General features: G+C 75.0%; 9 protein-coding genes. 5 read left to right on the forward strand and 4 right to left on the reverse strand.

The genetic code is table 11. From position 1 onward, the window contains the following. Positions 1-21 precede the first annotated feature (21 nt). Both tatC and BMY04_RS20130 read left to right on the forward strand, forming a co-directional pair. Complete coding sequence (tatC, locus tag BMY04_RS20125; protein WP_091185932.1) at positions 22-903, forward strand: twin-arginine translocase subunit TatC; 882 nt, start codon at positions 22-24, stop codon at positions 901-903. After that, positions 896-1,834, forward strand: coding sequence for a diacylglycerol/lipid kinase family protein (locus BMY04_RS20130; RefSeq protein WP_091185933.1), 939 nt, complete (start codon positions 896-898; stop codon positions 1,832-1,834). The genes tatC and BMY04_RS20130 overlap by 8 nt, the downstream gene beginning before the upstream one ends. A gap of 189 nt (positions 1,835-2,023) precedes the next feature. On the opposite strand, the gene BMY04_RS20135 is transcribed toward BMY04_RS20130, so the two are convergent. Next, positions 2,024-2,740, reverse strand: a complete 717-nt coding sequence (locus BMY04_RS20135) for an alpha/beta fold hydrolase (RefSeq protein WP_091185936.1) — start codon at positions 2,738-2,740, stop codon at positions 2,024-2,026. Between the two features lie 148 nt (positions 2,741-2,888). Here BMY04_RS20135 and BMY04_RS20140 point away from each other — a divergent pair, with 148 nt between their 5' ends. The 3 genes from BMY04_RS20140 (at position 2,889) to BMY04_RS22515 (ending at position 10,171) form a co-directional block, all read left to right on the forward strand. Further along, the gene (locus BMY04_RS20140; protein ID WP_139210030.1) at positions 2,889-5,639 is read left to right on the forward strand and encodes a helix-turn-helix transcriptional regulator; all 2,751 of its coding nucleotides are present in this window, start codon (positions 2,889-2,891) and stop codon (positions 5,637-5,639) included. 81 nt (positions 5,640-5,720) lie between these two features. Continuing rightward, entirely contained in the window at positions 5,721-8,597 is a 2,877-nt protein-coding gene (locus tag BMY04_RS20145; RefSeq protein ID WP_091185945.1) for a DEAD/DEAH box helicase, read from the forward strand. Between the two features lie 59 nt (positions 8,598-8,656). Continuing rightward, on the forward strand, positions 8,657-10,171 hold the full coding sequence (locus BMY04_RS22515) for a glycosyltransferase family 39 protein (RefSeq protein WP_139210032.1): 1,515 nt from the start codon (positions 8,657-8,659) through the stop codon (positions 10,169-10,171). A 173-nt stretch (positions 10,172-10,344) separates the two neighbouring features. Here BMY04_RS22515 and BMY04_RS20155 read toward each other — a convergent pair whose 3' ends face one another. The 3 genes from BMY04_RS20155 to BMY04_RS20165 form a co-directional block, all read right to left on the reverse strand. Next, positions 10,345-11,778 (reverse strand): HNH endonuclease signature motif containing protein, encoded by a 1,434-nt coding sequence (locus BMY04_RS20155; RefSeq protein WP_091185950.1) that lies wholly within the window; start codon positions 11,776-11,778, stop codon positions 10,345-10,347. Between the two features lie 431 nt (positions 11,779-12,209). Further along, positions 12,210-13,595 carry a metallopeptidase TldD-related protein gene (locus BMY04_RS20160; protein ID WP_091185954.1) on the reverse strand — a complete coding sequence of 462 codons (1,386 nt, stop codon included), beginning with the start codon at positions 13,593-13,595 and terminating at the stop codon, positions 12,210-12,212. Further along, complete coding sequence (locus tag BMY04_RS20165) at positions 13,592-15,124, reverse strand: TldD/PmbA family protein (protein ID WP_232506540.1); 1,533 nt, start codon at positions 15,122-15,124, stop codon at positions 13,592-13,594. Before BMY04_RS20165 ends, BMY04_RS20160 begins: the two co-directional genes overlap by 4 nt. Positions 15,125-15,237: the final 113 nt, after the last annotated feature.

The raw sequence follows: 15,237 nt of genomic DNA on the forward strand, positions 1-15,237 counted from the left end.
CGCCGAGCACCAGGACGCCCTGTGTCGCTGACCATCAAGGGGCGCCCCATCCGGCTGAGCCTGGCCTGGCTCAGACCGCCGAAGGGCAGCCCCGACGGCTCGATGAGCCTGTTCGAGCACATCGCCGAGCTGCGCTACCGCCTCGTCGTCATCGCGCTGACGATCCTCGTCGGCACGATCGTGTGCTGGTTCTTCCGCCACCAGCTCACCGACGTCCTCTTCTACCCCTATGAGCAGGCCAAGGCCGCGTTGCTGGCGAAGAACCCGAACGCCGACATCACGCTGGTCAACAACGGCGTCGCCTCTCCCTTCACCCTCGCGCTGAAGGTCTCCGCGCTCGCGGGGCTGCTGCTGACCGCCCCCATCTGGCTCTACCAGCTGTGGGCGTTCATCGTGCCGGGGCTGCTGGCCAAGGAGAAGAAGTGGACCCTGATCTTCCTGGGCTCCGCGACGCCGCTGTTCCTCGCCGGGGTGGCGGTGGGCTACTACGTGATGCCCAAGGGCCTGGTCGTGCTCCTCGGCTTCACCGAGAACGGCATCACCAACCTGCAGGACGTCAACCAGTTCCTGTCGTTCCTGATGCGGTTCATGCTCGTCTTCGGGATCGCCTTCCTCATCCCCGAGGTCGTGCTGATCCTCAACATCGTCGGGGTGCTCAAGGCGAAGTACCTGTCGAAGTACCGCTCGTTCATCATCTTCGGGACGTTCGTCTTCGGAGCCGTCGCGACGCCGTCGACCGACCCCTTCTCGATGCTGGCGCTCGCGCTGCCGATGACGGTCCTCTTCGTCCTCGCCGAGGTCATCGCGCACGTGCTCGACCGGCGCAAGGCCCGGCGCGGGACGCTCGACCCGGTGAGCCGGGACAAGGCGCTGCGGGAGCTGTCCGACGGCGAGAGTGCCTGACGCGGACGGCCCTGCGCCCGGGAGCCACGGAGGTCCACCGGCCTCGGTCGCCCTGGTCGTCAACCCCAGCGCCGCCAAGGGCGGTGCGCTGACCGTCCTGCCGCGGGTCACCGGCCGGCTGCGGGACGCCGGCCACGCGGTCGAAGTGCTGCTCAGCCGCAGCCCGGCCGAGGCGGGTGAGCTGGTCACGGCAGCGGCGGCGAGCGGAGCGGACGTGCTCGCGGTCCTCGGTGGGGACGGCATGGCCCACCTCGGCCTGAACGCCGTCGCGCGCCGGGCGGCCGACGACCCCACCACCGCGCCCGCCCTCGGGCTCGTCCCGGCGGGGACCGGGAACGACCTCGCCCGCGGGCTCGGGCTCGCCCTCGACGACCTCGACGCCGCCGTCGGTGCGGTCGTCGCCGGGCGGACCCGGCCGGTGGACCTGCTGCGGGTCGCCGACCGGTGGGTGGGCACGGTCGTCGCGACGGGCTTCGACGCCCTGGTGAACGCCCGGGCGAACCGCATGGCCTGGCCGCGGGGGTCGGCGCGCTACCTGCTGGCGGTGCTGGCCGAGGTGCGGACGTTCCGTCCGCTGCGGTACTCGCTCGTGGTCGACGGCGCCGAGCGCGAGCTGGACGCGATGTTCGTCTCCGTCGGGAACACGACGAGCTTCGGCGGGGGCCTGAAGATCTGCCCGCGCGCCGACCCGTACGACGGCGAGCTCGACGTCACGATCATCCACCCGGTGAGCCGCGCCGGCCTCCTGAGGCTGCTGCCGCAGATGAAGAGCGGCCGGTTCGCCGCCGACCCGTGCGTGGAGCAGCTGCGGGCGCGTTCCGTGCACGTCGCCCACGGCGCGGGGACGGCGTACGGCGACGGCGAGGAGCTCGGCCCCACGCCCGTCGCGGTCGAGCTCGTCCCCGCCGCGATCAGGGTCTGCCTGCCCTGAGTCCGGCGCGTCCCCCTTGCCACGGTCCCGGGGCACCTGATTCAGTCGTCCTGCGGTCCGCGCGCGCCGGTCGCCCCCCGTCCGGCGCGCGTGGACCCCTGCGCACCGCCCACGCCCGAGCGGCTGGTGGCTCGCGCACGAAGCCGACGACCTGAGCAGGCCCGGTCGGCTGAGCCCGGTCGAGCTCTGTCAGGCGTCGACGGCGGCGAGCGCCTCGGTGACGAGGTCGACGACCGCCTGCGGGTTCTGGTGCATGACCAGGTGCGGGGCGCCCTCGACCTCGACGACCCGGCGCATCTGCGCCCGGGTGTAGCCGAACCGCTCGACGTCGGGGTTGATCGTGTGGTCGGCGGCGGAGACGAGGCCCCAGGAGGGCTTGGTGCGCCACGCCTCCTCGCTGGCCACCTCGCCGAACGCGAGCGCGGACAGCGGCCGCTGCGAGACGGCGAGCACCTGGGCGGTCGCCGGGTCGACGCCGCCGGCGAAGACGGCGGGGAAGGCGGCGATCTCGACCGACACGTCGGTGCCGTCGGTGCCGTCGGGCAGCGTGTACGGCTCGTAGACCAGGTGGGCGGCGAGGTCGGAGTCCGGGAAGCCGCCCTGCAGCTGGCCGAGGCTCTCCTCCTTGGCCAGGGCGTACCCGGCGACGTAGACCAGGCCCACGACGTTCTCGGCCACGCCGGCGACGGTGATGACCGCACCGCCGTAGGAGTGGCCGACGAGCAGCACGGGGCCGCCGAGCTGCTCGACGAACCGGCGGATGTACGCCGCGTCGCCGACGAGGCTGCGGTTGGGCACGGGCGGGACGCGGACGTCGTGGCCGGCGTCGAGCAGCAGCCGGGTGACGGGCGCCCAGCTGGCCGAGTCGGCGAAGGCGCCGTGGACGAGGACGACGGTGGTGGGCATGAGCACTTCCTCCAGCAGTGGGAACAGGTCGACCAGGACGCTAGGCAGTCGCCGCGCGGTCGCGTTAGGTCGAGCGACGTAGGTCGATGACGTAGTCGGCGGCCGGTCCGGTGGAACGTTCCCGTGGATCGGCGATAGCGTGACCGCCGTGACCTCGGGGCCGCTGCTGCAGCCCTCGGCGGAGGTCGAGCGCCTGCACGGGCGCGAGGCCGAGCTCGCCGCGCTGGTCGGTCTCGTCACCGGCCCCGCCCGGTCCGCGGTCCTCCTCGGCAGCCCGGGCGAGGGCAAGACCGCGCTGCTGTCGGCGCTCGCGCGGCGGCTGCGGGGCGAGGGCTGGTCGGTGCTGGTCGTCTCGGGCCGGGTCGCGGACCGCGCCGTGCCCCTGGCCGGGCTCACCGAGCTGCTCCTCCTCGCCCGGTCGCCCACCTCGAGCCTGGCCAGCGAGCTGCGGATGCGCCTGCTCGACCACGCCCGCGGCGAGCGCGGGGTGGCCAGCGTGCTCGGCCTGCGGCTCGACGTCCTCACCTGGCTGGAGGAGCTGGCCGGCGACGGACGGCTGCTGGTGTGCGTGGACGACGCCCAGTGGCTGGACCCGACGACCCTCCAGGTCCTCACCTTCCTGGCCCACCGCGTCGCCGGCGGCCCGGTGTCGGTGGTCCTGGCCGCCCGGACGGAGCGGCCACGCGCCGAGCTCCAGGGGCTGCCGGTGCTCGCCCTGCGCCCGATCGACGACCAGGACGCGCGACGGGTCGTCGCCGACGTCCGCGTCGACCTCCCGGAGCAGGCCGTCCGCGCGCTCGTCGCCCGTGCCGCCGGCAACCCGCTCGCCCTCGTCGAGCTGGCCCGGTCCGGGCCCGAGGCGCTGCTCGCCGAGGACGCCGAGACCGGCGTCCCCGAACGGCTCGAGCAGGCCTTCGCGGCCGACCTCGCCACCCTGCCGGCGGCGACGAGGCAGGTCGTGGTGCTCGCCTCGGCGGGAGCCGAGGACATGGCCGTCCTCGCACGGTCCTCGCCGGGCGCCGACGTGGTGGACGCGCTGGAGCCGGCCGAGCGGGTCGGCCTGGTGCGGGTCCGCGGGCAGGAGGTGCGCTTCCGGCACCCGCTCGCGCGCCAGGCCGTGTACGCCGGCGCGACCGCGGCGGAACGGGCGCGGGCCCACCGCGCGCTCGCCGCGGCCTACCACGACGACGCCGACCGACGGGCCTGGCACCGTGCGGCGTCCGCGGTCGGCCCGGACGAGGCGGTCGCGGCCGAGCTGGCGGCCGCCGCCGCGCGGGCCACGGACCGGGTCGCGTACGCGGAGGCGGCGCGGGCGCTGCGGCGCGCGGTCGAGCTGACCCCCGACCCGGCCGTCCGGGAACGGCGGGTGGTGGAGCTCCTGCAGGTCGGCACGCCGACCGGGCAGCTCACGGAGCAGGTCGGGCTCGCCCGGCGGGTCCGCGACGAGACGGCCGACCCCGCCGTCCGGGCCGCGGCGCAGCAGTTCATCGCCTCCACGCTGAGCCGGACGATGGACCAGCAGGCGGCGCGGCTGGCCCTCGAGGACGCGGTGGCCCAGGCGGCCGTGCTCGACCCGGTCGCGGCCTGGGCCTCGCTGACCAGCCTCGCCTCGCTCGTCTACCAGACGGCGGCCGACCCGACCGTCACCCTCGGCTGGGTGGAGAAGCTGGGACGCGCGGAGGACGAGCACCCGCTCGTGACCGCCTCGCGGGTGTGGGTCCGGGCCGCCGCCGAACCGGCGCGCCGGCCGCCCGACCTCCTGGAGGAGGTCGCCCGGGCCGCCCCGCTGCCACCGCCGGTGCCGCCCGTCGTCGTCGGGCTCCGCGCGATGCTGCTGGGCGCGGCGGCCTGGCTGCTGGACCTGCCCGACCTGGCGGCCGCGCACCTGCGGGAGGCCCGCCGAGTGCTGGAGCGCGAGAACTCCCAGGAGCTCGTCCCGATCCTCGTCGCCCTGGCCCAGGTGGGTCTGGACGCGACCGCGCTCGACGACGCGGAGGAGGCCGCACGGCTCCTGCTCGAGCTCAGCGAGGTGGGCGCGCTCGACTACCAGCGGGCGGTGGCCCAGCACGCCCTGGCGGCGGTGGCCGCCCTGCGGGGCGAGCGCGAGGAGGCGCGCGACCTCGCCGCGCAGGTCTGGAGCAGGCTCGACCTCGCCTCCTGCACCGCCCTCGAGATCGGCGTCCGCGCCGCCGTGGCCGACAGCTGGTACGGCCAGGACGACGAGGCCCGCTGGGACCAGCTGCGTGCGTGCTTCGACCTCGACGGTGCTCCCCGGCACGGCCGGCTCTCGGTGCGCGCCCTCGTCCCGGCCGTCTCGGCGGCGCTCGGCACCGACCGGGCGGCCGACGCGCGGCGGCTCGTCGACGGCGTGCGCCGGGCGCTCGCAGAACCGCCGGAGGGCGCGTACCAGACGATGGTCCTGGCCGCGGCCGAGGCGCTGCTCGCCGACGACCCCGAGGTCGACACGCGCGCGCGCCGCGTCGTCGACGACCCCCGCCACGCGCGCTGGCCGCTCGAGCTGGCGGACGCCCGGCTCGCGTACGGGCGCTGGCTGCGACGACGGCGGCGCTTCCCGGAGGCCCGGGTCCAGCTGCTCGGCGCGCTGCAGGCCTTCGAGCGGATCGGGGCGCGGCTGCGGGTCGAGGCCGCCCGCGAGGAGCTGGGCCGGGTCGGCGGGACCTCCTCGTCCTCGGCCGACGCCGCGACCTGGTCCTCGCTGACCGGCCGCGAGCGGCAGGTCGTCCGCCTCGCCGCGACCGGCCTGACGAACCGGGAGATCGGGGAGGCGGTGTTCCTGTCGCCGCGCACGGTCGGCGTCCACCTCTACAACGCCTTCCCCAAGCTGGGCGTCACGGCCCGGCACCAGCTCGCGGCGGTGGTGGCCCGGCTCGACCGCTAGGCGCGGGGCCTGGTGCACGGTGGCCGGCGGGCGACGCGGCGTCCTTACCCGGTGCGGGCCCACCGGGTAGGTTCGGTCGTCGTGAGCGCGGAACAGGTCAGTCCCGCCGAGGCGTACTCGCGGTTCCGGGAACGGCGCAGCTCGCCGCAGCTCGCGGCCTTCGCCGACGGGTACGGCTTCGCCTTCGACGACTACCAGAGCGAGGCGTGCGCCCACGTCGAGGCCGGGGCGGGCGTGCTCGTTGCGGCACCGACCGGCGCGGGCAAGACGATCGTCGGCGAGTTCGCGGTCTACCTCGCCCTGCAGCAGGGGCGCAAGGCCTTCTACACGACGCCGATCAAGGCCCTGTCGAACCAGAAGTACGCCGACCTCGCCCGACGGCACGGCGCCGCGAACGTCGGCCTGCTGACCGGCGACAGCTCGGTCAACTCCGAGGCGCCCGTCGTCGTCATGACGACCGAGGTGCTGCGGAACATGATCTACGCGGGCTCGCGCACCCTCGACAACCTCGGCTACGTCGTCATGGACGAGGTGCACTACCTGGCCGACCGCTTCCGGGGCGGCGTCTGGGAGGAGGTGATCATCGGGCTGGCGGAGTCGGTCCAGGTGGTCGCCCTCTCGGCGACGGTGAGCAACGCCGAGGAGTTCGGGGAGTGGCTGGCCGCCGTGCGCGGCGAGATGGAGGTCGTCGTCTCCGAGCGCCGGCCCGTGCCGCTCTACCAGCACGTGCTCGTCGGCCGGAACCTCTACGACCTCTTCGCCGACGTGGCGCCGACCGCGCGGCCCGACGCGCCGCCCGGGCACGGCGAGGTCAACCCCGCGCTGCTCAAGGTCGCCCGCGAGGAGTCGCGCTTCGTCCGCGACGACTCCCGCCGTCCGCGCGGCCGGGGCGGGCGCGGCAAGCGCAACGTCTCGTACGGCAGCGGGGCCTACGGTGGCGCCTCGCAGGGCCGCGACGGTTCCGACCGGCCGCGCTCGCTCGCCGCGCCGAGCCGCCGCGAGATGGTCGAGCAGCTCGACCGGGCCGCGCTGCTGCCGGCCATCGTCTTCATCTTCTCCCGCAACGGCTGCGACGCGGCCGTCCGCCAGCTGCTGGGGTCGGGGATCACGCTCACCCGCCCCGAGGAGCAGAGCGAGATCGCCGGCGTGCTGTCGCACCACCTCGGCGGGCTCGACGAGGCCGACCTGCGGGCCCTGGACTACCCGCGCTTCGCGGAGGCGCTGACGCGGGGCGTCGCGGCCCACCACGCCGGGATGCTGCCGGCCTTCAAGGGCTGCGTCGAGGAGTGCTTCGTCCGCGGGCTGACCAAGGTCGTCTTCGCCACGGAGACGCTCGCGCTCGGCATCAACATGCCCGCGCGCAGCGTGGTGCTGGAAAAGCTCGTCAAGTACAACGGCGAGACCCACGCCGACATCACGCCGGGGGAGTACACCCAGCTCACCGGCCGCGCCGGACGCCGGGGCATCGACGTCGAGGGTCACGCGGTGGTGCTGTGGCAGCCCGGCCTCGACCCGCGCGCCGTGGCAGGCCTGGCGTCGCGCCGCACCTACCCGCTGCGCTCGTCGTTCGCGCCGACCTACAACATGGCGGTCAACCTCGTCGGGAGCGTCGGACGGGCGCGTGCACGCGCGCTGCTGGAGCAGTCCTTCGCCCAGTTCCAGTCCGACCGCAGCGTCGTCGGCGTCGCCCGGACCGTGGCCCGCAACACCGAGGCCATCACCGAGACCTGGGCCGACGCCGCCTGCGACCGCGGCGACTTCGAGGCGTACGCGCGGCGGCGGGCGGCGATCGCCGACCTCGAGGCCGACGCCGCCCGGGAGCGCAAGGCCGACCGGCGCGCCGAGAGCGTGCAGGTCCTGGTGACGTTCAAGCCGGGCGACATCGTCAAGGTGCCGGCCGGACGCAGCCAGGGGTGGGTCGTCGTGCTCGACCCCGGCGTCCACGAGGGCGGCAGCGACGAGTCGCCGCGACCGCTGGTCATGACCGAGGACCGCCAGGTCCGCCGGCTCGCGCTCGTCGACTTCCCGGCACCGCCGGTCGTCGCCGGCCGGATGCGCGTACCGAAGCACTTCTCGCCCAAGGAGCCGGCGTCGCGGCGCAACCTGGCCGCCGCGTTCCGCTCCCGGCTCGCCGAGATCGACCTCGGCGCGCCCGCGCTGCGCCGTCCGCCCGCCGACGCCGAGGTCGCCGCCCGCGTCGAGCAGCTGCGCGACGAGCAGCGCCGCGACCCGGTCCACTCCTGCCCCGACCGCGAGCAGCACGCGCGCACCGCCGAGCGGGCCCTGCGTCTGGAGCGGGAGAACGTCAGGCTCGAGTCCCGCGCCAGCACGCGGACGCACACCATCGCCACGTCCTTCGACCGCATCTGCCTGGTGCTGCAGTCGCTCGGCTACCTGACCGGCGACACCGCGCACGGGCCGCGGGGCGAGGTCAGCGACGCCGGGCGGATGCTCGCCCGGATCTACGGCGAGCTCGACCTCGTCGCCGCGGAGTGCATCCGCGCCGGCGTGTTCGACGGGTTGACGGTTCCGCAGCTCGCGGCCGTGCTCAGCTCCCTGGTCTTCGAGGCCCGGCGCAGCGACGACCAGGCCCGGCGGCCGCGGATGCCGGACGCCGCGTCGAGCGCGGCCGTCGACGAGGTGCGCCGCGTCTGGCGCCAGGTCTCCTTCGTCGAGCGCGACGCCCGCCTGCCGCGCAGCGGCGAGCCGGAGATCGGCTTCGCCGAGGTCGCGTACGGCTGGGCCGCCGGCCGCTCGCTGGCCGCCGTGGTCGAGCAGACGGACCTGACGGCCGGGGACTTCGTGCGCTGGGTCCGCCAGGTCATCGACTTCGCCGGGCAGGTGGCCGACGCCGCCGGGGCCGGGCCGCTGCGCGAGACCGCGCACGCGCTGGTCCGCTCGATGCGCCGCGGCGTGGTGACCTTCGAGGCCGAAGAGGTGGAGACGGACGAGACGTAGTCCGTCCTCCGCTCGCGTCGACCCCGTCTCTGCGGCGCCGGGGCCTAGCATCTCCGGTCGTGCCCTCCTCCGCCCCGACCCGTACGGCCTCGGTCGTCGTCCGGGCCGTCGCGGTCTTCGTCATGACCACCGGGCTGGTCGGCGCGGGTTCGTGGGTTCCGACCCAGTCGCGTGACGAGGCGGCCACCGTCTCGGCCGTCACGCGCACCTGGGCGCAGCTGGGGCAGATGCTGCAGAACGTCGACGTCGTCCACGCGCTCTTCTACGCGACCATGAAGGTCTGGCTGGACGTCGTCGGCATCTCGACCCTCACGCTGCGCGCGCCGTCGGCCGTCGCCTGCGGCCTGGCGGCGGGGCTCGTCGTCGTTCTGGGCTCGCTCCTCTTCACGCCGCGGGCCGGGCTGCTCGCCGGGCTGGTCATGGCCGTGTGCCCCCGGGTGACCCTGGTGGGCACGGAGGGACGGTCGGGGGCGTGGTTCACCGCGGCCGCCGTCCTCCTCGTCGTGCTCGTGGTGCTGTCGGCGCGCCGGCCCTCGGCGCTCTGGGTGCTGCCCGTGGCCCTGGCGACCGCGCTGGTCGGCGGTCTGCACGTCTACTCCGCCCTGATGCTGCCGGTGCTCGTGGTCTGGCTCTGGGCGCCCCCCGACCCCGAGGGGCGACCCCGCCGGATTCTCCGCCTGGGGCTGCCACCCGGCCGCTGGCCCGCGCTCGTCGGCCTCCTGCTCGGGGCCGTGCCGGTCGTGGTGCTGGCCTGGCGGGCCCGGGGCCAGCAGGCCCAGGTCGACTGGATCGACCCGCCGACGCCGGAGTCGCTCGCCAAGATCGCCACCGAGCCGCTCGCCCCGCTCAACGGGCTCTGGGCGGTGCTGTGCTGGGCCATGGCGGCCGCGGGGCTGGTCTGGCTCTCGCGGCACCGGAAGGGGCGCCGCGGCACGACCTTCCTGCTCGTCGGCTGGGCCGTCGTCCCCGGGCTGGCCCTCATCACCGTCTCCGCGGTCTGGACGCCGCTCTACTCGCAGCGCTACCTCGCCTTCTGCGTCGGCGCGCTCGCCGTGCTGGCCGGGGGAGGGATCGCCTCGGTGCGGCGGCGCTGGCTGGCCTTCTGCCTCGCGGCGGCCCTCCCGCTCGCCGGCACCACCACCTACCGAGACCAGCGGACGGTGGACGCGTGGGACAGCTGGGGCCAGATCGCTGCCGTCGTCGCGTACCGGGGCAACCCCGGCGACGCCGTCATCGACTACCCGCTCGTCTCCGCCATCACGGTCTCCTACCCGGGTGCCCTCGGCACCGGCCCCGTCCTCAACGCCGGCGCCGACCGGCTCTCGCGCCACTACCTGTGGGACGACCGCCTCCCGCTCTCCGCCGTCGAGCCGCGCCTCCGCGGCGTCCAGCGCCTCTGGTACCTCTCGCCCGTCGCCGACGAGGCCCAGCGCACGCTCGAGATCCGCCGGCTGCGCGAGCTCGGCTTCAGCGGCGACCTGCTCGAGCGCAGCGACGCTGAGCAGACATGGCTCTTCACCCGCACCGCCGCCCAGGCCGAACGCGGCGACCTGCTCCTCCGCACCCCGCGCTGACCGACGCCCGCAGCGATGCGCCGGAGGGACCGCCACGGCGTCGCTCCCACCTCACCCTCCGGCCACCGCCTGGCCCTCACCGCCTGGCCCTCACCGCCTGGCCCTCACCGCCTGGCCCTCACCGCCTCGCCCTCACGCCTCGCCCTCAAAGCCTGGCTCTCACCGCCTCGCCCTCACCGCCTCAGCACCGGCGGCCCGGTTCCGACGACCCGGGTGCTCCGGGTCCTCGACCTGATCGTCAGCTTGCCGCCAGCGGAAGCGGCGGCCGCGCTGATGCGGACGTTGCGCAGCGGCCGCTGCTGCGGGTCGATCCATCTCGGCGGCGTCCAGGTGGGAAGGCCGTCGGTCACCCGGCAGGTCCAGCCGCGGGCCTCGAAGTGGTGGTGGTGGTACGCGCAGAGCAGCGTCAGGTTGTCGAGGTCCGTACGGCCACCGTCGGCCCAGGCGCGGATGTGGTGACGCTCGCACCACTCGGGCGGTCGTTGGCAGCCGGGGAAGCTGCAACCGCGGTCGCGCGCGACGAGGGCGAGCGTCTGGGCGGCGCTCGCCAGGCGACGGGTCCGGCCGAGGTGCAGCACGACCCCGGTGCAGGAGACGACCGCGGGTACGACCTCGGCCTCGTCCGCCAGCCGACGGAGCGTCCGCGACGACAGCATGGTCCCGTCGCTGGTGACTCCCCAGCGGCGCCGCGCCGCGAGGTCGCCCTCGGCGATCGTGACGATCACGGTCGCCGGCGTGCCGCCGGAGTCCGGGAGGGTGCCCGAGCGGAGGAGCCGGTCGCACACCTCCTCGAGCGCGTCGTGCCGGCGCTGACCGTGATGACGCTCGTCGAGGTCCTCGACCGGCCTGCCGTCCGCGGTGACGTCGCGGTTGACCCGCGGCGCTGCGAGCGGGCCCAGCACCGCCGTGAGCTTGGCGCCGACCTCCGGGGTGAGACGGCCTTCGAGCCGCCACGAGTGGTCGCGGCAGCGACGCAGCTCGAGGTGCCGTCGGTCGGCGTGCAGCTCGTCGTCCGGAACCGTGCCGTCGGGGTCGACGCGGTCCACGACCTGCTGGGCCAGCCCGCGGAGCTCGGCCGGCGGGAACGTCGCGGCGAACCCCGCCACGACCTGCTCGGCGGTCTCGAGGTCGTGCGGGTCGAAGCCGCGGTGGTCGAGGCCGTCGAGGGCGCGGAGGCAGATGTCGATCTGCTCGGGGGTCGCCCGACCCTCGGCCTGCGCGGCGGCGAGGCTCGGTCGAAGTGCCGGGAGCAGCTCGCCCGTCATGGACCGGCGCTCGCCGAGCTGCGCCGCCGCCCGGACCCGGCGCGACGCCTCGCCGCGCGAGAGCCGCAGGGCCCAGACGAGGACGGCGGCCATGCTCGGCTGCGTCAGGCTGTCGGCCAGCCGCCGGGCCTCCCCGGTCTGGACGACGTGGTGGTCGAGCAGGGCCGACCGGTTCCGCGTGGCCTCGATCCGCCGCAGGACCTCGACGAGCCCGAGGTCGTCCACGGCGTCGAGCGCGCCCTCGGCGAGGAGGCGGACGACGTCGTCCTGCGCGTCCGACCACGCCTGCAGCGCAGCGCCGAGCGGCGCCTGCCCCAGCCCGCTGGCCGCCCCCTCGTCCATGGATCTGACGCTACGGCCTGGCTCTGACAGTCTTCGAACACGCGAGCGAATCTGTGGACAAGTTCGCGAGGGGTGGCCGCGCACGCAGGCCACTGCTCACCGGTGCTGCTGCCACTCCCCCTGCCCGCAGCCCACCCTGACGGGACTTCTGGCAGCAGAAGTCACGCGAAACCGCTCGTCCGGGCACCTCTGCTGCCAGAAGTACGCCAGCCGGAGCCGCCAGACCAGAAGCCGGGTCCTGCCTCGCGGAGAGAACGTCGGCGGAGGGGGGAGGGTGAGGAGGTCCGAGTCGCGCTGACCCACGGATCCGACGCGCGCGACCTGCGGACCCGACCCGCGCGCGCGACCCGCGAGCCCGACCCGCAAGCCCGACCCGCGCCAACCCGCGAACCCAACCCCACGAACCCGACCCGGGCGCCGGCCGGCGCCGACTACGAGGCCTGGCTCACCGTCGAGTAGTTGAAGTCCGGGATGCGCAGGGGCGGCATGACGGTCCTGGTGACGTAGTCGTTCCACTCCCGGCACAGCACGGGCACGCTGGCCCCGATCTCGGTGGCGCGGCCGAGGAGCTCGATCGGGGACTCGTTCCAGCGGAAGTTGTTCACCGCCGCCACGACCTCGCCGTCCTCGACCAGGTACACCCCGTCACGGGTGAGGCCGGTGAGCAGCAGGCGTTCCGGGTCGACCTCGCGGATGTACCAGAAGCACGTCACCAGCAGGCCGCGCTTGGTCCGGGCGATCATCTCGTCGAGGGTCGCCGTGCCGCCCGCGTCCATGACGAAGTTGTCGGCCGGCGGCGTCGGTCGCTGACCGGTGGCGGCGGCGTGCGCGCGGTTGCGGACCAGCTGGGTGAGGACACCACCCTCGACCCAGCGCACCGGCTCGACCGGGAGCCCGAGGTCGAAGGCGAACGACGTGCCGTCCGGCGAGGACGTGGAGGCGACGAAGGGCAGCGTCTCCTCCCCGGGCCAGGCGGGGTCCCACAGCAGGTCGACCGGCAGCTCGGCCAGCCGCTCGCCGACCCGCGTACGCCCCTCGCCGCCCGCGAAGACGTTGCTGCCGTCCTCGGCGTCGCGGGCGTTCGCCGTCCAGGCGGCGTAGATCACCAGGTCGGCCACCGGCCCGGGCGGCAGCAGCGTCTCGTACCGGCCGGGCGGGAGCTCGACCGTGCGGCGGGCCCACCCGAGCCGGCGCGACACCTCGGCGTAGAGGGCGTCCACGTCCACGTCGGCGAACGTCCGCGTCTGCTGACCGACCCACGCCGAGCGCGCGAGGTCGTCGCTCTTGCCGTTGAGCTCGAGGCGGCCCTGCGGGTCGACCCCGCGCCGGCGCAGGCCGGTGCTGCTGGCGAGGTAGACCGTGGAGACGATGTGCTCGGCGAAGCCGTAGAGGAGGTGGCCCTCCGCGGCCGCGCGCTCGAAGGCCCGCCCGAGACCGGCCGCCACGTCGGCCAGCGTCTCGACCGTGGTCGTCGCCGGTCCGGCGCGCACGTCGCCGTCCTCGGGGTGCGCCTCGGCGGCGACGAGGGGCGAGGGTTCCTCGGCGGGCGAGGCCGCGCGGGCGGCCGCCTCGGCCGCCGCGACGACGGCGGCCACCTCCGACACCTCGACGAGGTCGGCGGCGACGGTCGCGATCGCGGTGCCGCCCTCGACCTCGGCGGTCGCCGTGACCGCCAGGCTCACGCTGCGCATCTCGCCGTTGGTCGTCAACGCGTTCGCCGCCCAGCGCAGGTTGACCTCGTGGCGCTCGGTCAGCACCGCCACCACGGGTCCGGTGGCGACGCGCAGCGCCTCGTCCAGCAGGTCGACGACGCTCATGCTGCTCCCTCCGCCGCGGTGTTGAGCACGTTCACGCCCCGGAACAGCGCGGCCGGGGAACCGTGCGACACCGGCGCGGACTGGCCCGGCTGGCCCTTGCCGCAGTTGAAGGCGCCGCCGAGCAGGTAGGTCTGCTCACCCCCGACGGCCTCCATCGAGCGCCAGAAGTCGGTCGTCGTCGCCTGGTACGCCACGTCCTTGACCTGCCCGGCCAGCCGGCCGCCCTCGATGCGGTAGAACCGCTGCCCCGTGAACTGGAAGTTGTAGCGCTGCATGTCGATCGACCAGGACTTGTCGCCGACGACGTACAGGCCGCGGTCCACCCGGGAGATGAGCTCCTCGCTGCTCGGGCCGCCGGGGTCGGCGGCGAGCGAGACGTTCGGCATCCGCTGCATCGGGATGTGGCCGGGGGAGTCGGCGTACGCGCACCCGTTCGACGGGCCCAGGCCCTTCTCCGCGGCCATCTGCCGGTTGAGCTGGTAGCCGACGAGCGTGCCGTCGCGCACGATGTCGAAGGTCGTCGCCGCCACGCCCTCGTCGTCGAAGCCGATCGTGGCGAGCCCGTGGTCGACGACCCGGTCGCCCGTGACGTGCATGGCGGGGCTGCCGTAGCGCAGCGTGCCCAGCTGGTCGAACGTGGCGAACGAGGTGCCGGCGTACGCGGCCTCGTAGCCCAGGGCCCGGTCGAGCTCGGTGGCGTGACCGACGGACTCGTGGATGGTGAGGAACAGGTTGCTCGGCTCGATGACGAGGTCGTAGCGCCCGGCCTCGACGGTGGGCGCCGCGGCGTGCTCGGCCAGCAGCGCGGGGATCTCGGCCACCTCGGCGTCGAAGTCCCAGCCGGTGCCCGTCAGGTACTCCCACCCGCGGCCGGCGGGCGGGGCGAGCGTGCGCATCGTCGCGAACCCGTGGTCGCCCACGCTCACCGCGGTCAGCTGCGGCTGGACGCGGACGCGCTGCTGGGTGGTCGTGGTGCCGGCGAGGCTGGCGAAGAACTTGTCCTCGCGCACGACGTGCAGGCTCGCCGAGGTGTGGCTGACGCCGGCGCCGGCGAGCAGCGCGGCGGAGAGGTCGAGCATCCGGGCCTGCTGCTCGGCCTCGGGCACGTCGAAGGGGTCCGTCTCGTACGCCGACACCCAGGTCCGGTCGGCGTGCACGGGCTCGTCGGCCAGCTCGACGCGGTGCGGCGTGAGCGGCTTGGAGATCCGGGCCGTCGCGACGGCGCGCTCGGCCAGCCGGGCGGCCACGTCGGTGGTCAGCCCGACGCCGGCGGCGAAGCCCCAGACCCCGTCGTGCACGACGCGGACGGCCAGCCCGACGGTGGAGTGGTCGGTGCTCGACTCCAGCGCGGTGTCGCGGAACGACCGCAGCCCCTCGCGGACCTGCTCCACCCGGAGGTCGGCGTAGCTGCAGCCCAGCTCGCGGGCACGGGCGAGCGCCGCGTCGGCCAGCGCGTGGAGGGGGAGCGCGGTGAACGAGGGGTCGATCCCGTGGCGCCGCGCAGGCGCGGGAGGCGGAGCAGGAGGCACGTCGCTCACCCTAACGAGGGGGTCGGACGGTTCCGAGGGGTCTGCGCGGGAGCCGACCCGGCCGCGTCCGAACGGGGCGAGGACCACCAGCCCCAAGAACTAGGCTTCGCCCC

The sequence above is a fragment of the Microlunatus flavus genome (assembly GCF_900110855.1).
Classification (GTDB): domain Bacteria; phylum Actinomycetota; class Actinomycetes; order Propionibacteriales; family Propionibacteriaceae; genus Microlunatus; species Microlunatus flavus.

Coding starts and splice junctions, on each gene's coding strand:
- BMY04_RS20155 (WP_091185950.1), bottom strand. CDS start 11,778: ATGGACGAGGGGGCGGCCAGCGGGCTGGGGCAGGCGCCGCTCGGCGCT.
- BMY04_RS20135 (WP_091185936.1), bottom strand. CDS start 2,740: ATGCCCACCACCGTCGTCCTCGTCCACGGCGCCTTCGCCGACTCGGCC.
- BMY04_RS20160 (WP_091185954.1), bottom strand. CDS start 13,595: ATGAGCGTCGTCGACCTGCTGGACGAGGCGCTGCGCGTCGCCACCGGA.